Genomic DNA, 25,857 nt, shown 5'->3' on the forward strand with positions numbered 1-25,857 from the left:
GAGTTTTAACTTACATAACGAATTGGAGCTAATCTGGGATCTAGAATTTTACTTCCTTTATCACCAAATTTTACTGCTAAAGATATTTTTTCCCCACTCCCAAAAATATGTATGATTTCACCTTTCCCAAACTTTGAGTGAATTAGCTTATCTCCAACTATCCAGCTTTTCCCTTTACTGGGACCTGAATATAATTTCCTTACTGCATTTATTGGTTTGTTAACAAATTCATTTGGATTGTTTCGATCAACTCTAGTTAAACGTTCAAGATGCCAATCTCTTCTAATTGAAGCACCACCAGTTTGTGGTAATTCGCCATCCATTAAATCTTCAGGTATTTCTGAAAGAAATATTGAAGGAATTGTTGCTTCACGCATTCCACCCCATAATCTTCTTTCTCTAGCATGACTTAAGAAAACTCTTTCTTTAGCTCTAGTAATACCTACATAGCATAATCTTCTTTCCTCTTCAAGAAGTGAGGGAGTATCTATTGATCTATGGCTAGGGAAGAGACCTTGTTCTAGCCCAGTGATAAAAACATTTTGAAATTCTAAACCTTTACTATTATGCAGAGTCATGAGAGTTACAGAGTTGGGATTATTTTTTTTCGTATCATTATCAGTTGTTAAGGCTGCTGTAGAAAGAAATCCCTCTACATCCCCACTTTCTGTTTCTTCTTCATATTGAGTAGCTGCATTAATTAGTTCTTGTAAGTTATTTCTTCTATCTTCAGATTCTTCAGTCCCATTAGAGAGCAAGTCACTTAAATAACCACTTTTTTCTAATATAAGTTGTAGTAGTTGAGCGGGGCCTGAATTTTCTAGGTAACACAGTAGATCATTCATAACTTCAGTAAATTTATTAATTCCTTTTGATGATCGGCCTATTGTTTCTTCAAGACTTTGCTTATCATTAAGAACCTCCCATAATGGGATATTTAACCTATTAGATAATTCATTAAGTTTTTGAATAGTAGTCTTACCAATCCCTCTTCTAGGAACATTTATGATTCGCAAAAGACTAACGTTATCTGAAGAATTAACCAGAACTTTCAAATATGCTATTGCATCTTTAATTTCTCTTCTATCATAAAAACGCAATCCTCCAAAAATTGTATAAGGAATGCGCCACCTTACAAGAGATTCTTCTAATACTCTTGACTGAGCCCTGGTTCGATATAAAATTGCAAAATTTTTCCAAATTGGGTTTTGATTATAGTTATTGAGTGATTTTATTTTATTGGTAATTGCTTCTGCCTCGGAAATTTCATCATCACAGCTGAGTAACGTTAAAAGTTCCCCTTTTTCTTTAGTAGCCTTTAAAACTTTGTCAATTCTTTCAGAGTTGTTTTCAATTAGTGAGTTTGCAGCATCAAGGATATTAGAAGATGACCTATAATTTTCTTCTAATTTAATTAAAGATGATTTTGTATCGTCGTTGATTGAAGTTTTAAAATCTTCTTGAAAACCAATTAAAATTCTGAAGTCAGCTGCTCTGAAACTATAAATACTTTGATCAGCATCCCCAACTACAAAAATTGACCGATCTTCCCAATTGAAGAATTTTTTTGGTTCAGTATTTCCAGCCGTAATTAATTTTATAAGTTCATATTGTGTTCTATTTGTATCTTGATATTCGTCAACTAAAATATGTTTAAATCTTTTGTGCCAGTAATCTCTGACCATATCATTTTGTCTTAATAAGAAAACAGGCAAAAGTAGAAGATCATCAAAATCTAAAGAATTATTTTTTGAAAGCGAAATTCTATATCTCCTGTAGGCTTCTGCAACTGTTTTATCAAAATTATTATCTGCTTTTTCTAAAAGATCATTAGAAGTTAAGCATTGATTTTTAGCATTACTTATTAATCTTTTAATCTTTTTGGGATCATATCTTTTTGGGTCAAGATTCATATCTTGACTGATAATTTCTTTTACTAATGTTTGAGAATCTGTTTCATCGTAAATTGAAAATTGCCTCGTCCATTTTAGGCCTTCTGGATCAGTATATTTTTCAATATCGTATCTCAGAAGTCTTGAAAATAAAGAATGGAAAGTACCGATCCAAAGGTTCTGAAGCCTCTCTTGGTGAACGTTTGTTCTTAATTGATTTTGATCAATTTCTTTGAGAGTTGTCCAAGGCTGACCAAATTGATTAAAAGCTAATTCTTGGGCTAGAAGAACCTCTAATCTTGCTTTCATTTCTTTAGCAGCTTTGTTAGTGAAAGTGACTGCCAGAATGTTATAGGGATCTATAGAGTTACCCTCTATAAGGTTTGCAATTCTGTGAGTAAGAGCCTTAGTTTTTCCGCTACCTGCACCTGCTACAACTAATAGTGGTCCATAAACATGTTTTACTGCTTGAAGTTGTTGTTTGTTTAGGGACTTAAAAAGGAAATTGTTGGTTTGAGGCACTTTTGGAAGGGTTTTTCAAAAATCAGACTTTAGTATGAGATTCAGATTCCGTTTCTAGATCTTCTAACGCTTTTTTTAAGTTCATAAGTTCATTATTGTTATTAATTATTTCTTCAAATTTATTTTGAGGCATCTTTAATTTTATACTTCTGTCTAGAATTTCTTTTTCCAATCTCTTCTTATATGAGGAAATAATTTTCTTTGATAATTTTAATTCTTGTTTATCCAAAACTTTATTGAAAATGTAATTTTATATTAGCGGAAAAAATTTTTTTATTTGAATTATTTCAACTATCACTTTGGAATGAAGTTATTAATTAAGAAGCGTTGCGTTAAGTTTGAAATTGTATTGTTTTTACTTGCTTTGTATTAATCTTAAGATCGATCTTTAAATTTTTACTTCAGGAATGTCAGTTTCAAAGAAAAATCAACTATTGTCCGCTGATAAGAAATTAAATGATTTAAGCAATATAAAAGAATTTATTAATAGTGCAAACTCAAGATTAGATGCAATAACTTCTATAACAAGTAATTCACATGCAATTGCAGCAGACGCTGTAACAGCAATGATTTGTGAAAATCAAGACTCAGTTAATTCAAAAATATCTTTAAATACAACTAACAAGATGTCCGTTTGTTTAAGAGATGGAGAAATAATTCTAAGGATTGTTGCTTATCTTTTAATTTCTAATGACGAATCAGTTTTAGAAAAAAGTTGTTTAAAGGATCTTAAAAATACTTATCTTGCTCTTGGGGTACCTTTAAGAAATGCAAGAAGGGTTGTTGAATTAATGCGAGATGCAACAATCTCTGATTTAAATTCAACAGTTAATAATATGCAAGGAAACAAAGGCTTTCTTCCTAAATTAGTATCTGAAACAAAGTTTCAATTTGAAAGGATAATTAATCTTTTAAACTAGCTAAATTCCTTATCTCTGAAGTATGTGAAGTCTGTATTACTGAGTTATTTTCCAGATTTCTAATAGTAGAAAATCTGGATCTTATGTGAGTGGATAAAAAGGAAATTCTTTCTTCGGAAACTTTTGATTTGTAAATAGTTTTAATGTTTAAATTATTTTGTTCATCAAAAAAATAATTGGATGATGAAATAAAGGATTCTGTATAACCTTTATTTCGTAAAACAATTCCTGAATTCTCATCCTTTGGTAAAAATATCAAAATAGTTTCATCTCCCTCACTCATATTATCTTCTTCCCAATCACTAAAAGCTTGCCATTTTATAGAAATGGCTATGCTCTCTAGGTTTAAACTTAAGTTGTAATTTTTAAAAATTTCAATAACTTTTTTATTTTTTGAGTTGATATTTTTAATGTATATTTTACTAGTTGAGTTTTCAAATTCCTGAAAAGCTAAAGTGTGAGTACTTCTAATAGATTTCCACTCTCCTATACTTTTATCAATGAATTGATTAATTGTTGTTAGATTCTTCGTCAAGTTTATCTTCTACGGAATGATTTTCTGCTTTTTGTATCATTCTTACCATTGAATCCACCATTAATCTCTTAGCAGAAGTTACTTTTAATCCAGAAGGAGTGGTTGATATTTGTTCTCCAGGGCGATCATATGAAGTTGGTCTAAATGGAGTCATCTAATGTCTTTTAAAAAATTAATCGATTTCTATTCTTGCATGAATTCTTATTTATAAAGTTGTTGTTTGCAAAAATGTCATATCTCTCTTCTTTGATTACTAAATTTTTAACTGTTCTTTATTTAGGTATTTTATTTTTTGCTAATCCTGAAATAGTAGCTAATGCAAACATTCCTAAAAGAGCTACTCCTAGAAATAATCCGGCTCCCTGACTAACCCCAGCTCCTACAGCTACTAGTATAGAATCACTGATAAGAAGACTTATTAATAATGCTGGAGTGAATATTTTCCAACGTGTTCCTCCAATACCAATTGCGTAGCTTAGAAAGTCAAAAAGGCCAGTCATTAGTAGACCTGTCATGAGAAAGAAATTTTCTTCTAGTTGGTTTTGATTAAAACTTTCAATTTTTTTCATTGCTTTTGGGCCTACTAATTTACTCACAGGAACTCGACCATAATTTCTCGCAATAAAGAAAGCTGCTTGGCAAAAAACGATATCAGAAAAGATTATTGTCATGTAACCTTTTTGAAATCCTAGTAATGAACCAGCTAGCAGAGAATAAGCTGAACTTGGAAGTGCAGGTAAAATAATACTTACTCCTCTAAGTATGAATATTCCAAAAGGAGCCCAAATCCCCATGCTTTCTATTTTGTTCCTTAAAGGTTCAATCCCATAATTTTGGATTAAATAAATCAATACAACAAATATTGCTATAAAAAAAACTACTGAGAGAAATTTCTGTATTTTATTCATTATTTTTCAAATAAATTTATTGGTAGTAAATTCTTAATTTAATATTTGATTCTATCTATAATAGAAATACTAATCAATAAAAATTTTTACAAATTTTTAATCTTATATTTCCTACCAATAAAAGATTTTTGTATTCCATCAGAAGTCATGATTGATTCTATGAATAAAGTTAATTCAATATTTTTTAGAAATATTATTTATTTACTCCTTTCTATTATCGTTTCGCTTTGCGTCTCAATAAAAAAATCAGATGCTTTGCCTCATGAATGGGTTGGCGTCCCTAAAAGTGAATATGGAGAACAGCTATGGGATAGGCAAAGTATAAAAAGGAATGAAGACGGTTCTGTGAGAGTATTAAGTAAATTTATTCCCAAAACAAAAAGTGAAATTACAAAGGATATTCTCTATACAATGGATATAAATTGTTTTGAAAAATCATTTAGAGATGTTGATGTCTCCATAGATGAAGTAAATACTAATTTTAATGATTTAGCTGATTGGCAAGATCCAAATGGAGATAAACTGATTTTGAGTGTGATTGGTCAAGTTTGTAGAGTTGAAAACTAAAAATTTTGGATCAAAGAAATGAAAAGAAATTTATATTTTTCCATACCTAGAAAGTAAAAAGACTTTCATCGTGGGGGTTTAAAGTTGCCCGGACTCAGAATTGCATTGCAGACAATTATAGAAATATCACAAAAAGTGAGATATTTTAAATATTAACTAAAGGAAAAGACCCATATTTTAAATAAATATTTTCACTTATATTCAACAAACATTCTTTTTAAGAGAGTGGATTTACAATCCAATTCTTTTTACAAAAAAGAATCATTTCTTATTTGATATATTAAATAGCCTTTCTGCAATAATTGAATTTCCTTCATCATTAAGGTGAGTATCATCAAAAAATACTATAGCTTCGGAACTTATCCAATTGCTTCCATCAAAGAAAACATTACAAAATGATTTATCAATAATACATTTTTTATTTAATTCTTTGACTATTAAAGGATATACAATTTTGAATTGGGGTTCTAAAAAATTAATTCGTTTTTTCCAATAATCAGTAAAGAATTCATAATTAACATTAGAGCTGTAAATAGTAGGATGAAGAATTGCATTAAATTCAATTCCATCGTTTTTTAATATTAAATAACTAGAGTACCAATTATTTACTAGATGTTTTGCTATGCTTTCAGCTTTGTCTGGACTTTTGTGGCAATCATATCCATTCCTCAAGGAATCATAAATTCTTTCTTGAGCGTTGATAGATGTTAATGGTGAAATTAAGAATTCAATAATTCTAGATAAATATATCTTAGTTAAATTCGAAAAACTTTTTTTATTATTTTTCAATGCGTTATTTATTAGGAGTTCTCTTGAATGAGTTGGAATTATCTTATTTTCCTTCCTACATCCTTGCTCAACATCATTATATCCATCATAAAAAAACACTCTTTTAGGTTTATGTCCATCACCTAATAAAGTAATTAGGCTATTAATAGCTTGTCTTGAATTATATCCTCCTACTCCAAAATTAAAAACTTTTTCACCAGAGATCTCATGGTAATTACTTGGGATTGTTTGATCATCAGATACACCTGTTCCCCACATTGTAGATCCGCCAAAAAACCATGTGGAATTATCGAGGTTTTGTCCATTTGAGTATCTGGTTTTATATAAACCCATAATATTTACAGTCTTTGAATTCTTTAATTTATTAGCCCAACCTAAAAAAGCTTTATACTCTTTTGGCAGAGAACTTTGATCTTTATAAATTTGATTTCCTAAAGTTTTATTTGGATATGTGGGAAAAGTCACTCTTGGATCAACAAAAATTTTAGTATTAATTGGTTTAAATATATTGGATACTTTTTTATATAAACTAAAAATTATTGCGGGAAAAGATATTAGAAGTATAAAAATAATGATATTATAAAAAATTATCCCCTTATATTTATTTAAGATCTTTCCCATATTGTTACTCAAAAAATAGAATATATGAATGGAGCTATTACAGAACCTTGAGTAAATATAATAAGGCTGCCCATAACGACGATTGTAATAATTAAAGGAGCTAACCAGTATTTTTTTCTGATTTTAAAAAAATCCCATATATCTTTAACTAAGTCCAAAAATGATTCCATAATTAAAAAATCCTTGTAAAATCAATAATATGATTATCGTTAATTTCTCTATAGGATACATCATTTTTCTTTTTTATTCTTAAAGGATCGTAACCAACAGATTTCATGATTAGAGAAATCGGGAGAAGAACAAAAATAAAAACCATGGTTAGAATGATGCGACTATTAATCCAACCTAGAAAATGACCTAAAAGCATCCATAATTTATATGGATAAAACAATAGTCTTGGTTTAATAATTGTAATTGTTAAAGAAAATAAACCAACCCAAATAGACCAAAATCTAAATGAATGGCCCCAAAATGCTGGTATTAACCAGCCTATGATTAATGGAAAACAAAAACCGATAAGAAATCCAAATTCTTTGAGTTTTTTTGTACTAAGTTGCTTTTTTCTCATTAATCTAATTCGAATTCTTGCTTCCAGTCTTCATCATTCTCGATGACAGCTTGTTTATCTTTAAAAAGTATTTGATTTTGTAATACTAAAACATCCATTTCAGTCCGCATAAAGCATCTATAAGCATCTTGAGGGGTACAGACTATCGGCTCTCCTCTTACATTAAAAGAAGTATTGACGATAGATGGGCATTCAGTAAGTTTTTTGAATTCTCTAATCATTTTGTAATATCTAGGATTTGTATTTTCGTTGACTGTTTGGATTCTTGCAGAATAATCTACATGAGTAATAGCTGGCAAAGAAGATCTAGCTATATTTAATTTGTCTATTCCAAAAAGTTGTTCTTCTTCTTTTGACATCTTATTACATAATTCATTTTTTACTGGGGCGACTAACAACATATATGGACTTTTCTTTGATATTTCAAATATATTTGATATGTCTTCCTCTAAAACTGATGGGGCAAATGGTCTAAAGCTTTCTCTAAATTTGATCTTTAAATTCATAACACTCTGCATCTCCTTATTTCTAGGATCTCCAATAATTGATCTCGCACCTAATGACCTTGGACCAAATTCCATTGGACCATTAAACCACCCTATAACTTTCCCTTCATCCAGAAGTTTTGCTATTTCTTTAAATAATGCATCATCATCTAGTTTTAAGAAATTAGCCTTAATTTTAGTAAGGTAATCTAATATCTCTGAGTTTGAAAACTGACACCCTAAATATGTTCCCTTCATAGAATCATTAGGGTTAACTATTCTTTTTTTATTCATATACTGATGCCAGCAAAGAAGAGAACAACCTAGAGATGAACCAGCATCGCCACTAGCAGGCTGAATCCAAATGTCGTCAAAAATTTTTTGGTCTAACAATTTCCCATTAGCCACGCAATTTAATGCAACTCCACCAGAAAGACATATATTTTTTTGACCAGTTTCTTTCCTTAAAGTATTTGCAAGTTTAGTGACAATATTTTCGGTAACCTTTTGAATTGAGGCAGCCAAATCCATATGAAATTGCAAAATTTCATCTTCACTTTTTCTTGGTTTTGCTCCAAAAAGTTTATGAAATTTAGAACTTGTCATTCTAAATCCCCTATGAAATTTGAAGTAACTCAAATCAAGTTTAAAAGTGCCATCTTCTTTAATATCTATTAATTTACTTTCAATTTTTTCTACATATTTTGGTGAACCATATGGTGCTAAACCCATTAATTTATATTCTCCAGAATTAACTTTGAATCCGCAATAGTATGTAAATGCAGAATACAGCAAACCAAGTGAATGCGGAAAACTAATTTCCCATAATGGTTTTATTTTATTTCCTTTGCCAATCCAGCAAGAAGTACTAGCCCATTCTCCTACTCCATCCATGCAAAGAATTACTGCTTCTTCGAAAGGACTTGGATAAAAAGCAGCAGCAGCATGCGAAAAATGATGTTCAGAAAAGAGAAGTTTAGGTAAAACATCATTATTCCTTGAATTTGTAAGATGGGAATTTATTTTCCTAACTTCCTTTTTTATTTGAGTCTTTAGAAATAATTTTTCTTTAAGCCAAACTTGCATCGCAGCAATAAAAGATCTTAATCCTCTTGGAGCAGTAGCAAGATAAGTTTCTAATAATCTTTCAAAAGTTAATAATGGCTTTTCATAATAAATAACATATTCGAGATCATTAATACTTATATTCTGCGATTTTAAACAGTATTTAATTGCATTTTCAGGAAAACTCGAATCATGTTTTTTCCTTGTGAATCTCTCTTCTTGAACTGCAGCTAAAATTTCTCCATCACCAATAAGCGATGCTGCACTATCATGGTAATAACAAGATATACCCAATATATATTTTGTCATAAGTTACTTTTTTTTAAGTAATTTATAAATCATATCATGCAATATTAATCGTCTTATGCTTTAAATAATTACTCTATTTTATCGGATTACTATTCTAGAAACTAATTTAAATTCGCAACTTTATTCAGATAGTGAAGGACTTTAACGGAATATTATCTGGGGAGTAAAAAATCAGTAATTTTATTGCTCAACTAACATTCCACTTACATTCCATAAATATGTCCCTCAGAGAGTTCTTTTTTGCTCCCTGAGGGTGTTTCTTTGAATAACCTGAAAAAGGACTGTTATACCTGATTTTAGACATTAAAAAAGCACCTTTTCAGATGCTCATTTAACCCTTGTATTAAAGGTGCCAGGACCCAGATTTGAACTGGGGACACGGCGATTTTCAGTCGCCTGCTCTACCAACTGAGCTATCCCGGCTCTAACCTATACACTCTAAATTAAGATGTGTAGTTTGTGAAACCCTTTTCATTAAAAATTTTATATCTTTATCAAATATTCAAAAATTATTACCTTGAATTAATCGCTAATAATGCAGTACCAAAAGAAGTGGTTTTATTGCATGAAACTATTGGTATATTTATAATTTTTTCTCTTATTTTTCTCCACTGAGGGTTTTTTGAACCTCCACCAATAGTAATAATTTTTTTTGGAAGTGAACCTGTTAGTTTGCCTAGTTCTTCCCATCCTTTCAATTCGATCTTAGCTAGCCCCTCAAATAATGCATGTAAATAAAGTGAGTCGCTTACTGGTCTAGGACCAAGTATCGGTTCTAATTCAGAATTATTAATAGGAAATCTCTCTCCTTTACTATTAAGAGGTAAAAGATCCAAAGAACTGTTTTTTGATGGATTAATTTGTCGACTGAGTTCCTTTATTTCTAAATCAGAAAAGAACTTAGACAAGATACCGCATCCAGCATTTGATGCTCCTCCACATATCCAATCGTCGTTTACTCTATGGATTGTAATGCCCTGTTTCTTTATAGGGTTTTCAATAATTTTCTTAACAACAATTGTTGTTCCTAAAACTGTAAGACCATCTTCTTTCCCTAAACCTGCAGCTAATATACCTGCATTAGAATCAGTGGTGCCAGAGATTAATTTTAATTTTTTATTCAAGTTAAATCTTTTTGCTAAATCAGAATTTACTTGCCCAATAATTTTTCCACTTTTTATTATGTGAGGCAAGCATTTTTTCCATGAAGTATTAAGGAAGCTTTTTGGCCAAGATTCTTTTTGAAGATCCCAACCAAGTTTGAGATTATTACCTTCTTCTCCATGAGTCCAATCTTTTAAAAACCAGCCAGTTATCCAATCCGATTGATGTCTTAAAAGTATATTAGTCCCATATTTTTCAACTAGGTTTAATGCTTTTGCAAGACTACTGTATGCAGTTCGTAAATGATCTTCTCCAGAAGTTAATGATTCAAGAAGGATTTGATGGTCATTACATGCTTGGTCATATGGTATAGCTTCCCCTAATGGCTCCCCTTTGAAATCGAATGCTGTTAAAGTTCCTGAGGTACCAGATATAGCCAATTTACTTAGGTTCTTTTTAATCTCAATAGGTAAACTATCTAAGAGCTTTTCACAAGAATTGATCCAAGAATTTGGATTTTTAAAGCCATACAGATAAGTAACTGAATCCGAATATACTGATTCTTTATAAAGATCAATTATAGATATTCTCGCACCACTAGTTCCAAAATCTAACCCTCCATAATAATTATCAGGCATAGAAGCAATACCTTATAAAAATATTTTGGATGCCTCTTCTAATTTGGCTGCTTTTTCTTCGACATTTTCCCAAGGGAGCTGGAGATCTCGCCTGCCAAAATGTCCATAGGATGCAGTCTTTCTGAAAAAATTTCCCCCCATTTTTTTTGGTAAATTTCTTAAGTTAAATTCTTTTATTATTGCTGCGGGTCTTAAATCAAAGTGCTCTTTAATTAGCTCAGTCAAATTAGCTTGTGAAATAACACCAGTATCAAAAGTTTCCACCAGAATGGAAATTGGTTTTGCTACTCCAATTGCATAACTTAATTGTACTTCTGCTTTTTTTGCCAATTTTGCCTTAACTATGCTTTTAGCTACATAACGTGCTGCATAAGCGGCTGATCTATCTACTTTTGTGGGATCTTTACCAGAAAATGCACCACCTCCGTGCCTTGCATATCCACCATAAGTATCTACAATAATTTTTCTACCAGTGAGCCCAGCATCTCCTTGAGGACCGCCTACTACAAATTTGCCCGTCGGGTTTACTAGAAATCTTGTTTTGCTAATGTTTGGTTTGATTTTTAAATCTTCAGTAGCAGGAATTACAACATGCGTCCATAAATCTTCTTTTATTCTTTGACGAATTTCTTCTTCATTTGTTATTCCATCAATCTCAGGATTATGTTGAGTTGAAATTAAAATCGTATTAATAGAGACTGGTAACCCTTTTTCGTAATCAATGCTTACTTGCGTTTTACCATCTGGGAGTAGATAATTAAGGACTTCTTCATGTCTCACTTTGGCAAGTTGAATGGCTAATCTATGAGCCAAGCTAATTGGTAATGGCATTAATTCAGGCGTCTCATCGCATGCATAGCCGAACATTATGCCTTGGTCACCAGCTCCGGTATTATCTTCTAAATCATCGTTAACATCATCTGCGTAGTTTACTCCTTGTGAAATATCTGGTGATTGCTCGTCAAGTGCTACTAAAACAGCACAACTATTTGCGTCAAAACCACCTGCTCTATAGCCTTCATATCCAATTTCTTTAATTACATTTCTAACAAGTTTTATATAATCGACTTTCGCTTTTGAAGTTATTTCTCCAGTAAGTAGACATAGACCAGTGTTAACGACAGTTTCGCATGCAACTCTGCTTTCTGGATCTTCTGTTAATAAAGCATCTAAAACTGCGTCACTAATTTGATCACATATTTTGTCAGGATGACCTTCAGTAACGGATTCAGAAGTGAAAATGAAATCACTCATTTAAATATAATTTTTTAAGACTAAGGCTTATCCTAAGTTAAACTGTTGTTTGTAATCAATGATTGTAAATAAAAATTTGTCCTGTAAGAACTTGTTTGTAAAGATATTGATTTTTAACAAAAAAATGTATCTAGACAGTTTCCGACGAAGCTGAAGCGGTTTCTTCAGCTTCGTCGGTTTGCTCGAACAACATTTGTTTGTATTTTGCAGCCATCTCTTCAGCCTTACTAAAAACTTTTTGAGGGTCAGTCAGCATATCTCCTGGTTCAGGTTCAAGAGCTTTTGTAGATAATGAAATCCTTCCTCTTTCCGAATCTAGGTCAATTATCATTACCTTCATTTGATCACTAACATTTAAAACATTATGAGGCGTTTCTATATGTTCATGACTAATTTCAGAAATGTGCAATAGACCACTAACTCCTCCAATGTCAATAAAAGCTCCATAGGGTTTAATCCCTTTAACAGAACCTACAACAACTTCACCCACCTCAAGCCTATTCATTTTTTTCTCGACTAAGGCTCTTCTATGACTCAATACTAATCTGTTTCTCTCTTCATCAACTTCAAGAAATTTTAATGGTAGGTACTCACCTTCTAAGTCATCTTTTACCCTTCGGGCACTTATATGAGATCCTGGGATAAAACCTCTTAACCCTTCCACTCTTACAAGAGCTCCACCTCTGTTCGTTGCGAAAACTTCAGAATAAATAGTTGCATCTTCTTTTTGCAATTGTCTAACCCTTTCCCATGCCCTTTGATATTCAATTCTTCTAATAGAAAGTGCTAACTGGCCATCTTCATTTTCTTCACTCATTATGAAAAATTCTCTGCTTTCTGAAGGTTGTAAAACATCATCTAGTCCTTCAACTCTATTTATTGAAACCTCCTGAACAGGCATAAAAGCAGCTGTTTTTGCACCTATGTCTATCATTGCCCCTTTAGGCTCTAAAGCAAAAACGGTTCCTTTTACAAGATCACCAAGTTTAAAGTTATAGTCATATTTACCCAACAGTGATGCAAATTCCTCTTGTGTGAATCCTGCATTATCTAAATCGGTATTAGTTCTGCTAGAGGAAGCATCTGCTGATGGGATATCGCTCTTTTCGAATGATAAATCTTCTTCATTTTTGGGCATTGAATTATTATCTAATTCAGGTGAATTTTTAAATTCTTTATTTTCAGAAAGCTCTTTAGTGGTTTGAGAAGAATTTTCGTTCATTTGTTGCATCGCAGACTACCTTAGGTAGTTAGAAAGGAGTGCTATTAGCCTGCAAACCAATAGCAAAAATATTTGTGTTATGTATTCTACACTTTAAGATGCTAAATTTTATAAAATTGAAGCTAATTGATTTTTTGAAGCTCCTTTGAGGGATTCAAGAGTAGAGATAAAATCTTTTACTCCATTGAATTTTCTATAAACTGAAGCATATCTTATATATGCAACTTCGTTTTCTTTCCTAAGACTTTTAAGTATTAATTCTCCAATTTGTGAAGATTTAATATCCTTATTAGAATCTTGTAAAATTTGTGATTCTATTCCATCTACAAAATTAATAATTGCTTCACTGGTGAAGGTAGTCTTTTCGCAGGCTCTTGATATACCAGTAAATAATTTTTGTTTATCAAATAATTCACTGTTCCCATCTTTTTTAATAACTGAAACTGGCATTGTTTCAACTCTTTCATAAGTGGTAAATCTAAAGCTGCAATTTAGGCACTCTCTTCTTCTTCGAACACTTTTCCCACTATCAGCAGATCTTGATTCCAAAACTCTGCTATCTGTATTTTGACAGGTTGGACACTGCATTTAGTGAAATAAGGTAATCTTTAATTCTCATATTAGAGTAATATCTTAATTATGAAAAGTAAAAAAAAACCTCTTGTTAAAGAGGTTTTTTTTTCTAAGTTCATTTTCTGTCAAATTTAGGCGGGTCTCTAAAGGCGACAGCAAAGAATAGTGTTACAACTGCGAGAGTTAAAATAAGAACGTAAGCAAAAGCTTCCATAAGATTAATTAATAAAGTTTAGTTTAAACCCTTCCTGGGATTCTTCTTGTGGTTTCATCACCAAGTTTCTTGAATAAACCAAATTCAACTTGGTCACCAATCTCAGCGTCAATACCAGCAAAGGAATTTTTGTAAAGAGTTCTTGAAGCATGCCACCAGTGGCCAAACAAGAATAGTAATCCGAAACATAGATGAGCGTATGTAAACCATGCTCTTGGTGAACTTCGGAATACACCGTCAGATTTGTAAGTTTCTCTGTCGAACTTGAATGCTTCTCCAAGCTGCGCTTTTCTAGCTAATCTTTTAACTACTGCAGGGTCAGTAAATGTTTGCCCATTTAGGTCACCCCCATAGATAGTTGCTGTAATGCCAGTTTGTTCAAATGAATACTTTGCTTCAGCTCTTCTAAATGGAATATCAGCTCTTACATTTCCCTCTTTATCTTCAAGAATCACAGGGAAGTTTTCAAAGAAATTAGGTATTCTTCTGACTTCTAAATCGTTACCTTCCTTGTCTTGAAAAGCAATATGACCTTGCCAGCCAGTTGGTAAACCATCGCCATTAACGAGTGCTCCAACTCTGAATAATCCACCTTTTGCTGGACTATTACCAACATAATCGTAGAAGGCTAGTTTCTCTGGAATAGATGCATATGCCTCTTCTTTAGTTGCACCATTATCTATAGAAGCTTGAACCCTTCTATTGATTTCAGTTTTAAAATAGCCAGAGTCCCATTGATACCTAGTAGGACCAAATAACTCGACAGGAGTGGTCGCTGAACCGTACCACATTGTGCCTGCAACTACAAAAGATACAAATAATACAGCAGCTAGAGCACTAGCTAGAACTCCTTCAAGGCTTCCAAGTTTTAATGCTCTATAAAGTCTTTCTCCAGGTCTATTGGTAATGTGAAAAATACCTCCAATGATACCCATAAGTCCAGCCGCAATATGATTTGCAACTATTCCTCCAGGATTAAAAGGATTAAATCCCTCCACTCCCCAGGAAGGGGCAACAGGCTCTACATGACCAGTTAAACCATAAGGATCAGAAACCCAAATCCCTACGTTTGCGCAATGAAAAGCTCCAAAACCAAAACATGTTAGTCCAGCTAGAAGAAGGTGAATTCCAAATATTCTTGGAAGGTCCAAAGCAGGCTCACCTGTTCTTGAATCTTCCCATAAATCTAAATCCCAGTATGTCCAGTGCCAAATAGAGGCCAACATCAATAGTCCGCTAAATACTATGTGTGCTGCTGCAACCCCTTCAAAACTCCAGAATCCAGGATCAACTCCTGTAGCACCTGTAATATCCCATCCGTTCCAACTACTTGTGATACCTAGTCTCGCCATGAAAGGCATAACGTACATTCCCTGTCTCCACATTGGATTGAGAACAGCATCAGAAGGATCAAAAATGGCTAATTCATAAAGAGCCATAGAACCGGCCCAGCCGGCTAATAATGCAGTATGCATAAGATGCACAGCAAGTAGTCGACCTGGGTCATTAATAACTACTGTGTGAACTCGATACCAAGGCAATCCCATCGGTTAATTTCTAGTAACTATGCTGAATAAACAGCTAAACATCACGATAGTAAGGGTTTTTTAGTCTTTGAGGGATTTTTGTAAATAAATTTATTTTCTTGCAAAAATTGGGCAAATCGATTTGCAGAACTAGGTTTACAAGGAATTTTTAGCTAAAAATTGTTAATATTTTGGTCACAATTCTCAAAGTAAAACGCCAAAATAAGAAAAATAACTAAAAAAAAATGGCAACTATCAGATTTATCCGTGAGGATTTAGAGGTTCAATGCAATCCTGGTGAAAATTTAAGAGAATTAGTAATAAAAGAGAACTTACAGCTTTATGGATTGAAAGGTATTTTAGGAAACTGTGGAGGGGCAGGACAATGCAGTACTTGTTTTATTTCAGTTGAAGGAGGCAACAAAAATTCTTTAAGCCCTCTTACTTCCGTTGAAGAAGAAAAACTCAAAAATAGACCAGAAAATTGGCGACTTGCATGCCAAACATTAATAAAATCTTCTGCAGTAATCTTAACAAAACCACAATCGCCCCCTTCAAATTTGGAAGAATTAAAAAATATTAGTAAAAATAAAAAATTACCTCGCTAAATTGTTTAAGACTGTTAATCAGTTGATAAAATTTGTTTATTTTTCCACTTTATTTCAAATTATATGTCTATAGTCTTAATACCTAATAGAACTGCCAACTAAATGGAAACAACTAATTTTGGATTCATAGCTAGTCTTTTATTCGTAGGGGTGCCAACAATATTCCTTATTGGTTTATTTATTTCTACCCAAGATGGCGAAAAATCAAGCTTCTTCTCTGACTCTAGTAAAGGTAAGCTTGGCCCAAAACGCTAAAGCTTTTATAAATGCTTAGCATTTCAGTAAAAGAATTTTTAATTTGGAAAAAACTACAACTTTCTAAAGGAGGAGATCAAGAATCTTTTGCTTTTTTACTTGACTGTATAGGCGGAATTTCGAATTTTGATTTAAATTTGCTGAGCATAAATCCAAAGGGAAACCTATATTTAAAAAAAAAATTAGACTTTTTAGAATCTGTTTGGGACGATCATTTAGTAAAATGTTACCCAATTCAATACCTTTGTGAAACAACTTATTGGAGAGATTTAAAATTAAAAGTTACAAATAAAGTACTTATCCCTAGGCCAGAAACTGAACTTATAGTTGATATTGTTTTTAATATATTTGGAAAGCAATCACGAAAATTATTTTTCGCTGAATTAGGAACTGGATCAGGTGCTATAAGTATTGCTTTGGCATTAGCGTATCCATTGTGTAATGGAATAGCAACTGATATAGATCAAGATGCATTAGAAATAGCCATTAATAATTATATGAATTCTTCTAAACAATCAAATTTGAAATTTTATTGTGGACATTGGTGGACCCCTCTTGAGAGTTTTAAAGGAAAATTAGATCTCGCCATTTCAAACCCGCCATATATCCCTAAAGATACTTATGAAAAATTACCCAAAGAAGTTAAAAATTTCGAACCAAGAATTGCTTTATTAGGCGGCGAAGATGGTTTACAACATATTAGGGAAATAATTCAAAAAGCACCTATTTTTTTAAAAGAGAAGGGATGGTTAATTTTAGAGAATCATTTTGATCAAGGTGAAAAAGTCAAACAACTTTTTATTAAGAATAAATTTACATCAATAGAAATTGTGAATGATCTTTCAGGTATTGGTAGGTTTACCATAGGAAGATATAAATAAAGTATTGCGGGTTCATAATTAAAATGAATTTAGTAGACTCTAAATCAGCTTTGAAGACTCTTACTAGTGGTTTACCTATAATTTTCCCAACAGATACCTTACCTGCAATTGGATGCCTGCCAAAATTTTCAAATATTATTTATGATTATAAAAAAAGAGATAGAAATAAACCCTTGATTCTTATGGGATCTGAATATAAACAATTAATCGATTATGTTCACGAATCAGCTAAAGAAGATTACGAAAATATAGCTTCAAAATATTGGCCTGGAGCTCTGACAATGGTTATCCCATCTTCAGAAAAGCAGACTGGAATCCTCACAAGCAAGGATCTTACTCTTGGTTTAAGAATCCCAAATTTTCATATGGCCCAATCTCTTTTGAAAGAAACAGGCCCTTTGTTAACTTCAAGTGCAAATATTTCAGGCCTCACTGGATCTATTACAGCTGATGGTATTGCTTTAGACTTCCCTTCTGTAGAAATTCTAGAACCTATTCCATGGGAAAAAAGTAGTGGCAAAGCCAGTACCATAATATTTTGGAAGAAAAGTGGCGATTGGAGGCTGATTAGAGAAGGAGAAGTATTAGTTAGGGAATTGCATTAATGTTTTTATTATTGTTTTTTGTTTTATTAATTCAATTTTTTACTTATTGGATCTTTGAACCTCTGGCCTCTTTTTTAGAGTACGTTCTGGAAATAAGATTTTTCCCGATTATTACTCTATTAGGTTTGATTTTGTTATTTTCGGCAAAAACTATTGAAAAGAATTAACTAAATCAAAATGCCGGCTAACAGATTTGAACTGATGACCTTCGCTTTACAAAAGCGCTGCTCTACCGCTGAGCTAAGCCGGCAATCTCTCTATCTTACAATTAGGGAGGGTCAATTATAAGTATTTTTTTAGCTTTTTTTAAATTTATTACTTTTTGATATCTTTATCAGCTTGATCAGTTTTATCATTTTTTTTGAATTTTATTTCTCCTGAAATAGTTCTTTTGATTGGTAAATTGGCAACTAATGCAGTCATTCTATCCTCAGTCTCTAAGCTTACTGCCACCTCTTCAAAATCAATCTCAACATATTTTGCAACAACATCGAGAATTTCTTTTCTCATTTTATCCAAAAGATCAGTCGTTAAGGAACTCATATCGACTCTGTCATGAGCTAGTACAAGTTGTAATCTTTCTCTAGCTGTATTTGCACTGGCAGTTTCTCTACCTAGTAACTTATTTATAAGATCTCTGAGAGTCATCATTTTTAAAAAACCTTTGTTTGCATTAATCTCATGAATTTATCTTTGAGGCTTTTCCCTTCATTTTTGGGGTCAATAATTGGGACATCCTTTCCTGTAAGTCTTTGAGAAACATTCAAATAACATTTTTTTGCAGGGGATTTACTATCTGTAAGTGTTAGTGGCTCTCCTCTATTTGTACTAATTATTACTTGCTCATCCTCTAAAACAATACCTAATAAAGGTAGTGAAAGGATCCCTTGAACATCTTCTATGGATAGCATTTCTTGACTTGCCATCATGTTAGGGCGAACTCTATTGATTACAAGCTGGATAGGCTTAATATCAGAAGTATTAAGAATACCTATTACTCTATCGGCATCACGTACTGCAGATAATTCCGGGTTGGTAACAACAATAGCCTCTTTACAAGCTGCAAGGGCATTTTTAAAACCATCTTCTACTCCAGCAGGACAATCTACTAAAACAAAATCAAACTTTTCACTAAGCAGCTCGCTAATTTTTTTCATATCGTCGGGCTTCATCCAATCCAACATCCTAGGATCTCCTGCAGGTAAAAGAGCCAGATTAGGTTCTTTTTTATGTCTGACTAATGCTTGGTCAAGACGACAATTTTTATCTAAAACATCTTGTGCTGTATATATAATGCGATTTTCCAATCCTAGAAGAAGATCTAAATTTCTTAAGCCAAAATCAGCATCTAATACAGCAGTAGTTGCTCCACTGTTGGCAAGTGCTATGCCAAGGTTTGCAGTTAAAGTGGTTTTACCAACTCCACCTTTCCCTGAACAAATTAATATTGTGCGAGTATTTTCCGCCACGAATTTTATTATTTTACAAATGATAAGTCTACTTTCAGAAAGTTGAATATTATAAAGATTAAGTAATTCTTAAATTTATCAAGTTTGAATTAATTTATTTCAAATTATTGATTATTTTTAAGTTTCTATTAAAAAGGGTTTGATATTAATTGTTTGTTTATCTATTACAGCAATTTCAGGATAATAATTCTTGGGCTTATCCTTTGGTCCAATAGCTACCACATTAGCAATTCTTAACTGTAAAGGTTTTAAATAAAGTGATGCAATAGAGGCATTGTTATTTCCACCTTTTCCTGCGAAGGCGATACCTAGTAGTTTGCCCCAAACGTAAATATTGTTCTTTGCGGAAATTATTGCTCCTGGATTAACATCTCCAATAATGCATAGGTCTCCATTTGCAGATATTCTGTCTCCAGATCTTACTGTTCCTTCGTGAAGGATGCCGTCTTTATTTTTTGAATCGAGTAGAAGTAACTTTTTTTTAACTTCTTGTTCTTTAAGAAAATTTGAATCTATTTTTAAAGACTTTCCTGCTAATATCGTATGTCTATTATTCGAGTAAATGCATAAGGAACGGATGTCTAAATTATCAAAATTATTTTTGATTTTTGATAATTTATGAGAACTTATTGGTTCATTGATTGCGAAAATCTTTGCTTCCAGAGGTTCTTTTATCGAAGAAAATTCTTTGAAAGTTTCATCGATATTGTACAAATTTTCAAAAGATATAGTTTCGATATATTTTTTATTACTACTATTATTTATTACGATTTTCATTGATTAATATTTAGTAATTATTTCTTATTAGTGAAATTTGATTTTTGATTTTATTTTTAATTATATCTGGGTAAATAATAAAAGAGCTTTCCTCAGATTTCATTAAAGTTTTTATTAATGAAGATTTATTTTCTAGTGAGCTTTGATAGTTACCATCCCATATTTTTAGTGCGTTGCTAGATTCAAAACCCTTAAAAGATCTTTCCTTAATTCCACAAAATATTTCTGCATCATAATTATTTGCTTCACATAATTTTCTTGCAAATGCAAGGATTTCTAGTCTATCAATTTTATTTAAAAAACTTATATCTGATGCCTTTAATAAATCTCTATCAATAAACATTTTGCATAAGGTAGAAAGAGGCTCGAAAGATTCATCTTTCCATCTAATCAAATGGTAGTAAAAGGTTACATCATCATTTCTTATGAAATCATCAAAATCAACCTTTTCAGGAGAAAATATCCATTTTTGAAGAGATTTATCTAACCAAAGTTTATTATCAAAATTATCTTTTATTTTGGATATTATTTTTTCTAGAATCCATGTTGATATTTCGTTTATTTTGTGATTATAGATAGTTCTATACATGAAGTTTCTTAGTACTAAGAAATGCTCAATAGCGATAACTCCTTTTGGTTTGATTGCAATATTTCCATCAGGTGAAAAAGTTAGAGCTGAAATAATTCTTTCTAAATCTACTAAGCCATATTTGGTACCTGAGTTGTAACTATCGCGTAAAAGATAATCTAGACGATCGCAATCTATTTCACTGCTAATCAATGTTTTTAAAGGTCTTGAAAATAGTTGCTTTGATTCAAATAATTCCCCAATTTGTATAGGTAATTCGTTGTCATACTTTTTCAGTATTGAATTTATTGGAGAATAATTTTTAACTAAGTTTTGAGACCATTGTTCGTGATTATGATCGAATATTGTTTCACTGGTATGGCTCAAAGGCCCATGACCTAAATCATGTAGCAGAGCTGCTCCATACAGAACAAATTTATTTTCACAAAATGAAGATTTACTTTCAATTAGTCTCTGATAAATTTTTCTTGCGATACAAAAAACGCCAATTGAGTGTGTAAATCTACTTGATTCGGCACCATGAAAAAGTAATGATGCCGCGCCTAATTGTTTTATTCTTCTTAATCTTTGAAAAACTATTGTATCAATTAACTCCATAATCATTAATTCTTCTGGCTTTTCCGAATCAAATACTATTTCTTTGTGAATTGGGTCATGAAAAATTCTTTTAATACTCATAGTTTTTAAAATGTTTTATTTATAAATCTTTTGCTTAATCAGGTTTATACTTCTTCATTGCTTAATTCACTAGTTTGACTAGAAACTTCTTCTTTTTCTAGTAGTGAATCCAGAAATAATTCTGCATTTTTCACCCATTTGTCATCAGCACTTCCGTATTCAGTTGCATCTGGAAGATCCAATAACTTGTCAGGTTTCATACCTTGACCCTGGATATTATTACCTTTAGGAGTTAAATAACTAGCAACTGTTATTGCTATTCCACTGTCTTCTCCCAAACTTTTTAAGGATTGAATTAAACCTTTCCCGTAGGTTTGTTCTCCCATGAGAATCGATCTGCTATTGTCTTGCAATGAGCCGGCAAGTATTTCACTAGCACTCGCAGTTCCTTTATTTACCAAAGTTACCATTGGGCCATCAAAAAAAGTCTCTTTTTGAGAAATTATTGCATCTTTGATTCCATTTCTATTTTTTGTCTCTACTACTGGTCTTTCACTCAATAATGAGTCTGCAACCGCTATTCCTGAGCTTACTAGTCCACCTGAATTATTCCTAAGGTCCAAAATCAATCCTTCAACCTCTTTCTCTTTTAACTCTTGAAGAGCTTCTTCAACTTTTTTTGGGACGCTTTCGCTAAATTGAGTAATCCTTAAATATCCTATTGTGTGAGAATCGTCTCTTAATCTTTTTGTCCTAACTGGTCTAAGATCTACTGATCGCCTTTCTAAATCTACTTCTCGAATTTCTCCTGCTTCCGATGAAATTTGAACTAAAACTTTGGTTCCTGATTCGCCTCTTAACTTAGAGGCAGTATTTGCAAGTCCTAATACTTCTGATGAAATTCCATCCACTTTCTCTATGAATTCCCCGCTAACTATTCCCGCTTCTTCTGCTGGAGAACCGCCAAGAGTAGAGATAACTTTAACCTTTTTACTATCATCATCTTCACCCAATTGCAGCCCAACTCCATTAATCTCGCTACCAAAATTACTTGATTTCAGGAGTTCATAATCTTTGGGTCGTAAAATTCTTGTATAAGGATCTTCTAGAGGTCTTAACATGTCTTCAATTGCAGAATAAGCCTCTTCACTTGTTTCAATTTGTTTCTGTAATGTTTTTTGCCTAATTCTCTTCCATTGTATTTCATCAAACTTGTCTGGGTCATAAAAACCCTCATTTACCAAAGTCCAAGCATCAAGGACTAATTGCTTGCTATCACTAAGAGCATCAACTCTTTCTATCAATAAAAAATTGGTATAAATAACAATGATCATTAATGCAGTGATCAATGTTTTGAATGTTAAAAGTTTGTTAAAAGATGAATTCATTGGGTTAAGTGTTAACACCAAGTATAAGAATTTTAAGTAAGCTCTTTATATCAAAGCTAATTTTTTTTTGGATGGCTAATTCTTCATCTGTTTATGATTGGTTTCAAGAAAGGCTTGAAATTCAAGACATAACTGACGACGTAACTTCCAAGTACGTACCCCCTCACGTAAATATTTTTTATTGTTTAGGAGGCATAACTTTAGTATGCTTCTTAATTCAATTTGCAACAGGTTTTGCAATGACTTTTTACTATAAGCCAACAGTTACACAAGCTTATAATTCAGTAAGTTATTTGATGACCGATGTAAGTTTTGGATGGTTGATAAGATCTGTTCATAGATGGAGCGCATCTATGATGGTTTTGATGTTAATTCTTCATGTTTTTAGAGTTTATCTTACAGGTGGTTTCAAAAGGCCAAGAGAACTAACTTGGGTTACAGGTGTTGTAATGGCAGTCATAACAGTTGCTTTTGGTGTGACAGGTTATTCTTTGCCTTGGGATCAGGTTGGATATTGGGCAGTCAAGATTGTTTCAGGTGTGCCAGCAGCAATACCTGTAATTGGTGATTTTATGGTTGAACTACTTAGGGGTGGAGAAAGTGTTGGACAATCTACTCTTACAAGGTTTTACAGTCTTCATACTTTTGTTTTGCCATGGTCATTAGCAGTTTTTATGTTGATGCATTTTTTAATGATTCGTAAACAAGGTATTTCAGGTCCCTTATAAACATTTAAAATTAAATTACAACCAGAGCTCCAAATGTCTACGTTAAAAAAACCAGATCTATCTGATCCAAAATTAAGAGCAAAATTAGCTAAAGGTATGGGCCACAATTATTATGGTGAACCAGCTTGGCCAAACGACTTATTATATATATTTCCAGTAGTTATTTTAGGTACTATTGCTTGTGTAGTTGGATTAGCAGTTCTTGATCCTGCAATGTTAGGAGATAAAGCAAATCCATTCGCGACTCCCTTAGAAATATTACCTGAATGGTATCTATACCCAGTCTTTCAAATACTTAGGGTAGTTCCTAATAAACTTTTGGGTATTGCACTTCAAACATTAATTCCACTTGGATTAATGATTTTACCCTTCATAGAAAACGTTAATAAATTCTCCAATCCTTTTCGAAGACCAATTGCAATGTCTCTTTTCTTATTCGGAACTTTTCTTACAATATACCTTGGAATTGGAGCATGCTTACCTATTGATAAATCACTAACTTTAGGCTTATTTTAGGATTAAATCTTAAACATATCTAAATCGTTATTTTCTTCTCTTAAAAAGTGATTCATTAATAAAAAACCAACAATTGTCCAGGTTTGGTATGTTCTTGATTGTTGACCAACCCAAGTACCTGTAGGTCCATCAAAATATTCTGCCCATTCTTGCTTAGGTAATTGATTGAGTTGACACCAATATGACTCCTCTATTAAAGATTTCATCTCTTCCATAAGAATCACATCATCAGAATCATAATTTTTTTGATGTAACAGAACAGCTGCACCAAAAAACCAAAGCAAACTCGGCCAATGACCACCATTGTGGTAACTCCAAGGCCAATTTTTTGGATCAGATCCAGTTTTGTTTTGCCATTCTTCGACATCCATGTGAGGATGACAAATTCTCATAGGCATTTGAGCCATTAAATGTTGTCTGTTATGTAGAACTAATCTAAATAAAGCTCGTTGTTCTGCAGGAGGTAGTATTCCGAACATACAGGCCAAAGAATTCCCTAAACTGTAAAATCGAAAGTCAGGTCTTCCTGTTCTAATATTTCCTATTAAATAACCACCCCTATTTTCTAACCAATCTTGAAGCCAAGATGGAACTACTTGAGGTTGAACGTTAAATTCATTGAAGTGTTGATCATCTCCATACTGCTCAGTAGGTCTTCTTCTTAAAATTTGCATTGTTTGGCTGGTAACCCAATAATGTTTTAGGAGAAAACTTCCTAAATCCTTAACCCATTGATTTGTAAGAATAAGCCTTTGATCTAAAAGTCTACTTACATGATCTGCTCGACTTAATTCCATTAAGTTGATACAACTTTTTAAACATCCATGAAGTAAAACTTCAACTTCTAAAGGTGCACCCCATACATCCATAGGTCTATCAATCATAAATGCGCAATCCGGAACAAAAAGTACTGGTGTACCTTCAAATGTTGGATGCAGAACTAAATCTAGTAAAAGTTGAATACCTCTTTGAACTCCTTGACTTTTCCCAAAGGCATAATCACCACTTTTGTTGACATAATACCAACATAAAATGGGCCACCATAAACTTGCATCAGCTGAAGTTATCCTCCCTATTGATCTCTGACCATAGTCTCCAATGAGCTTTCCATTTTCTTCAACGAAACTAGTAGGAAATACGCCACGTGTTTGGTAATTAGTGCTTTGTAACTGAAGGCATACACTTAGGAACCTTTTGACAATTTCGTACCGTTTTTGGGTAATGAGGTAAATCATTACTGGAACATTGTCTCTTAAAAATATTTCTCCATAATTTAATTTCTTATTTTTTGTTGGGTGTTCAAGTGCAGCAACACTGCCGACGAGCTCACCTGCTATTTCAACTAAAGTCTTTTCAAAGTGTTTTTTTGCATTTGTTACAATTTTCTCTTCCTCGGAACTTGGTCTTACTCTTAAATTTTTTTGACTAAATCTTTCTGCCATTTCATTTATATCCCTTTATTTAAGCCTAGTTGCTCAAAGAGACTTTGAACAAATAAAAAAATTAATAAAAAATTTTTGTATAAAAGGTTGCATAATTACAGTCGGATGGTTTAGTATTTTCTTCTGGGCAAAAATAATTTTTTTTGCAATATTCAAGCGATTATCTTAAATCTAATTTTTGGTAAATGAATGAATTTTTTGAAGATTTGATTTCTATCAGTATTTTCAGCCAGAAGAAGGGTTTTCCCTTCGAAATGAGTTATTCACTT

At 32.4% G+C, this 25,857-nt stretch carries 29 protein-coding genes and 2 tRNA genes; 8 read left to right on the forward strand and 23 right to left on the reverse strand.

The features are described from left to right. Window positions 1–5 precede the first annotated feature (5 nt). Both PMT9312_RS01545 and PMT9312_RS01550 read right to left on the reverse strand, forming a co-directional pair. On the reverse strand, window positions 6–2,414 hold the full coding sequence (locus PMT9312_RS01545; RefSeq protein WP_011375868.1) for a UvrD-helicase domain-containing protein: 2,409 nt from the start codon (window positions 2,412–2,414) through the stop codon (window positions 6–8). A gap of 22 nt (window positions 2,415–2,436) precedes the next feature. After that, the gene (locus PMT9312_RS01550; RefSeq protein ID WP_036924189.1) at window positions 2,437–2,643 is read right to left on the reverse strand and encodes a hypothetical protein; all 207 of its coding nucleotides are present in this window, start codon (window positions 2,641–2,643) and stop codon (window positions 2,437–2,439) included. Window positions 2,644–2,821: 178 nt separating this feature from the next. Between PMT9312_RS01550 and PMT9312_RS01555 the strand changes: the two genes are divergently transcribed. Continuing rightward, window positions 2,822–3,334 (forward strand): phycobilisome protein, encoded by a 513-nt coding sequence (locus PMT9312_RS01555; RefSeq protein ID WP_011375869.1) that lies wholly within the window; start codon window positions 2,822–2,824, stop codon window positions 3,332–3,334. Here the strand turns inward: PMT9312_RS01555 and PMT9312_RS01560 are convergent. From PMT9312_RS01560 to PMT9312_RS01570, 3 genes are all read right to left on the reverse strand, one after another. Next, window positions 3,318–3,869 carry a phycobiliprotein lyase gene (locus tag PMT9312_RS01560; protein WP_011375870.1) on the reverse strand — a complete coding sequence of 184 codons (552 nt, stop codon included), beginning with the start codon at window positions 3,867–3,869 and terminating at the stop codon, window positions 3,318–3,320. The genes PMT9312_RS01555 and PMT9312_RS01560 overlap by 17 nt on opposite strands. Next, window positions 3,844–4,023 (reverse strand): hypothetical protein, encoded by a 180-nt coding sequence (locus tag PMT9312_RS01565; protein ID WP_011375871.1) that lies wholly within the window; start codon window positions 4,021–4,023, stop codon window positions 3,844–3,846. The genes PMT9312_RS01560 and PMT9312_RS01565 overlap by 26 nt, the downstream gene beginning before the upstream one ends. A 118-nt stretch (window positions 4,024–4,141) precedes the next feature. Further along, window positions 4,142–4,777: a TVP38/TMEM64 family protein gene (locus tag PMT9312_RS01570; RefSeq protein ID WP_011375872.1), complete on the reverse strand. Its 636-nt coding sequence runs from the start codon at window positions 4,775–4,777 to the stop codon at window positions 4,142–4,144. A gap of 147 nt (window positions 4,778–4,924) precedes the next feature. Between PMT9312_RS01570 and PMT9312_RS01575 the strand changes: the two genes are divergently transcribed. Then, window positions 4,925–5,344 carry a hypothetical protein gene (locus PMT9312_RS01575; RefSeq protein WP_011375873.1) on the forward strand — a complete coding sequence of 140 codons (420 nt, stop codon included), beginning with the start codon at window positions 4,925–4,927 and terminating at the stop codon, window positions 5,342–5,344. Window positions 5,345–5,605: 261 nt separating this feature from the next. Here the strand turns inward: PMT9312_RS01575 and PMT9312_RS01580 are convergent, their stop codons facing one another. The 11 genes from PMT9312_RS01580 to psbB all read right to left on the reverse strand — a co-directional run bounded on the left by PMT9312_RS01580 (window position 5,606) and on the right by psbB (window position 15,733). Further along, entirely contained in the window at window positions 5,606–6,598 is a 993-nt protein-coding gene (locus PMT9312_RS01580) for an SGNH/GDSL hydrolase family protein (protein WP_155105301.1), read from the reverse strand. 164 nt (window positions 6,599–6,762) lie between these two features. Beyond that, entirely contained in the window at window positions 6,763–6,924 is a 162-nt protein-coding gene (locus tag PMT9312_RS09965; protein ID WP_011375875.1) for a DUF5989 family protein, read from the reverse strand. A 2-nt stretch (window positions 6,925–6,926) separates the two neighbouring features. Continuing rightward, window positions 6,927–7,322, reverse strand: a complete 396-nt coding sequence (locus tag PMT9312_RS01585; protein ID WP_011375876.1) for an SxtJ family membrane protein — start codon at window positions 7,320–7,322, stop codon at window positions 6,927–6,929. Next, a complete protein-coding gene (locus tag PMT9312_RS01590) occupies window positions 7,322–9,181 on the reverse strand; it encodes a carbamoyltransferase family protein (RefSeq protein ID WP_011375877.1) in 1,860 nt (619 codons plus the stop codon). Before PMT9312_RS01590 ends, PMT9312_RS01585 begins: the two co-directional genes overlap by 1 nt. Window positions 9,182–9,531: 350 nt before the next feature. Next, a tRNA-Phe gene (locus tag PMT9312_RS01595) sits at window positions 9,532–9,604 on the reverse strand. An 89-nt stretch (window positions 9,605–9,693) separates the two neighbouring features. Next, entirely contained in the window at window positions 9,694–10,923 is a 1,230-nt protein-coding gene (locus PMT9312_RS01600) for an FGGY-family carbohydrate kinase (protein ID WP_011375878.1), read from the reverse strand. 12 nt (window positions 10,924–10,935) lie between these two features. After that, the gene (metK, locus tag PMT9312_RS01605; protein WP_011375879.1) at window positions 10,936–12,177 is read right to left on the reverse strand and encodes a methionine adenosyltransferase; all 1,242 of its coding nucleotides are present in this window, start codon (window positions 12,175–12,177) and stop codon (window positions 10,936–10,938) included. Between the two features lie 130 nt (window positions 12,178–12,307). Continuing rightward, on the reverse strand, window positions 12,308–13,399 hold the full coding sequence (locus PMT9312_RS01610; RefSeq protein ID WP_036924226.1) for a 30S ribosomal protein S1: 1,092 nt from the start codon (window positions 13,397–13,399) through the stop codon (window positions 12,308–12,310). Window positions 13,400–13,507: 108 nt separating this feature from the next. Further along, on the reverse strand, window positions 13,508–13,987 hold the full coding sequence (gene nrdR / locus PMT9312_RS01615; RefSeq protein ID WP_011375881.1) for a transcriptional regulator NrdR: 480 nt from the start codon (window positions 13,985–13,987) through the stop codon (window positions 13,508–13,510). A gap of 100 nt (window positions 13,988–14,087) precedes the next feature. Then, window positions 14,088–14,186, reverse strand: coding sequence for a photosystem II reaction center protein T (locus PMT9312_RS01620; protein WP_011131951.1), 99 nt, complete (start codon window positions 14,184–14,186; stop codon window positions 14,088–14,090). A gap of 23 nt (window positions 14,187–14,209) precedes the next feature. After that, a complete protein-coding gene (psbB, locus tag PMT9312_RS01625; RefSeq protein WP_011375882.1) occupies window positions 14,210–15,733 on the reverse strand; it encodes a photosystem II chlorophyll-binding protein CP47 in 1,524 nt (507 codons plus the stop codon). 224 nt (window positions 15,734–15,957) lie between these two features. Here psbB and PMT9312_RS01630 point away from each other — a divergent pair, with 224 nt between their 5' ends. From PMT9312_RS01630 to PMT9312_RS01645, 4 genes are all read left to right on the forward strand, one after another. Beyond that, window positions 15,958–16,320, forward strand: coding sequence for a 2Fe-2S iron-sulfur cluster-binding protein (locus PMT9312_RS01630; RefSeq protein ID WP_011375883.1), 363 nt, complete (start codon window positions 15,958–15,960; stop codon window positions 16,318–16,320). Window positions 16,321–16,422: 102 nt separating this feature from the next. Then, window positions 16,423–16,575: a photosystem II reaction center protein PsbM gene (gene psbM, locus PMT9312_RS01635; protein ID WP_011375884.1), complete on the forward strand. Its 153-nt coding sequence runs from the start codon at window positions 16,423–16,425 to the stop codon at window positions 16,573–16,575. An 11-nt stretch (window positions 16,576–16,586) separates the two neighbouring features. Beyond that, window positions 16,587–17,456 carry a peptide chain release factor N(5)-glutamine methyltransferase gene (prmC, locus tag PMT9312_RS01640; RefSeq protein ID WP_011375885.1) on the forward strand — a complete coding sequence of 290 codons (870 nt, stop codon included), beginning with the start codon at window positions 16,587–16,589 and terminating at the stop codon, window positions 17,454–17,456. Between the two features lie 23 nt (window positions 17,457–17,479). Then, window positions 17,480–18,061: an L-threonylcarbamoyladenylate synthase gene (locus PMT9312_RS01645; protein WP_011375886.1), complete on the forward strand. Its 582-nt coding sequence runs from the start codon at window positions 17,480–17,482 to the stop codon at window positions 18,059–18,061. Window positions 18,062–18,239: 178 nt separating this feature from the next. Here the strand turns inward: PMT9312_RS01645 and PMT9312_RS01650 are convergent. The 6 genes from PMT9312_RS01650 to ctpZ all read right to left on the reverse strand — a co-directional run bounded on the left by PMT9312_RS01650 (window position 18,240) and on the right by ctpZ (window position 22,902). Continuing rightward, a tRNA-Thr gene (locus tag PMT9312_RS01650) sits at window positions 18,240–18,311 on the reverse strand. A 65-nt stretch (window positions 18,312–18,376) separates the two neighbouring features. After that, complete coding sequence (gene minE / locus PMT9312_RS01655; RefSeq protein WP_011375887.1) at window positions 18,377–18,712, reverse strand: cell division topological specificity factor MinE; 336 nt, start codon at window positions 18,710–18,712, stop codon at window positions 18,377–18,379. Between the two features lie 2 nt (window positions 18,713–18,714). After that, window positions 18,715–19,530: a septum site-determining protein MinD gene (gene minD / locus PMT9312_RS01660; protein ID WP_011375888.1), complete on the reverse strand. Its 816-nt coding sequence runs from the start codon at window positions 19,528–19,530 to the stop codon at window positions 18,715–18,717. Window positions 19,531–19,647: 117 nt separating this feature from the next. Beyond that, a complete protein-coding gene (gene minC / locus PMT9312_RS01665; RefSeq protein ID WP_011375889.1) occupies window positions 19,648–20,307 on the reverse strand; it encodes a septum site-determining protein MinC in 660 nt (219 codons plus the stop codon). Between the two features lie 10 nt (window positions 20,308–20,317). Continuing rightward, window positions 20,318–21,574 (reverse strand): HD domain-containing protein, encoded by a 1,257-nt coding sequence (locus PMT9312_RS01670; RefSeq protein WP_011375890.1) that lies wholly within the window; start codon window positions 21,572–21,574, stop codon window positions 20,318–20,320. A 44-nt stretch (window positions 21,575–21,618) separates the two neighbouring features. Further along, the gene (gene ctpZ / locus PMT9312_RS01675; RefSeq protein ID WP_011375891.1) at window positions 21,619–22,902 is read right to left on the reverse strand and encodes a carboxyl-terminal processing protease CtpZ; all 1,284 of its coding nucleotides are present in this window, start codon (window positions 22,900–22,902) and stop codon (window positions 21,619–21,621) included. 71 nt (window positions 22,903–22,973) lie between these two features. On the opposite strand from ctpZ, the gene petB reads away from it, so the two are divergent. Further along, complete coding sequence (gene petB / locus PMT9312_RS01680) at window positions 22,974–23,630, forward strand: cytochrome b6 (protein WP_011375892.1); 657 nt, start codon at window positions 22,974–22,976, stop codon at window positions 23,628–23,630. Window positions 23,631–23,663: 33 nt separating this feature from the next. Then, on the forward strand, window positions 23,664–24,146 hold the full coding sequence (gene petD / locus PMT9312_RS01685) for a cytochrome b6-f complex subunit IV (protein WP_011375893.1): 483 nt from the start codon (window positions 23,664–23,666) through the stop codon (window positions 24,144–24,146). Between the two features lie 2 nt (window positions 24,147–24,148). Here petD and PMT9312_RS01690 read toward each other — a convergent pair whose 3' ends face one another. Next, on the reverse strand, window positions 24,149–25,588 hold the full coding sequence (locus tag PMT9312_RS01690; RefSeq protein ID WP_011375894.1) for a glycoside hydrolase 100 family protein: 1,440 nt from the start codon (window positions 25,586–25,588) through the stop codon (window positions 24,149–24,151). Window positions 25,589–25,857 lie beyond the last annotated feature (269 nt).

It is taken from the genome of Prochlorococcus marinus str. MIT 9312 (genome assembly GCF_000012645.1).
GTDB lineage: Bacteria > Cyanobacteriota > Cyanobacteriia > PCC-6307 > Cyanobiaceae > Prochlorococcus_A > Prochlorococcus_A marinus_L.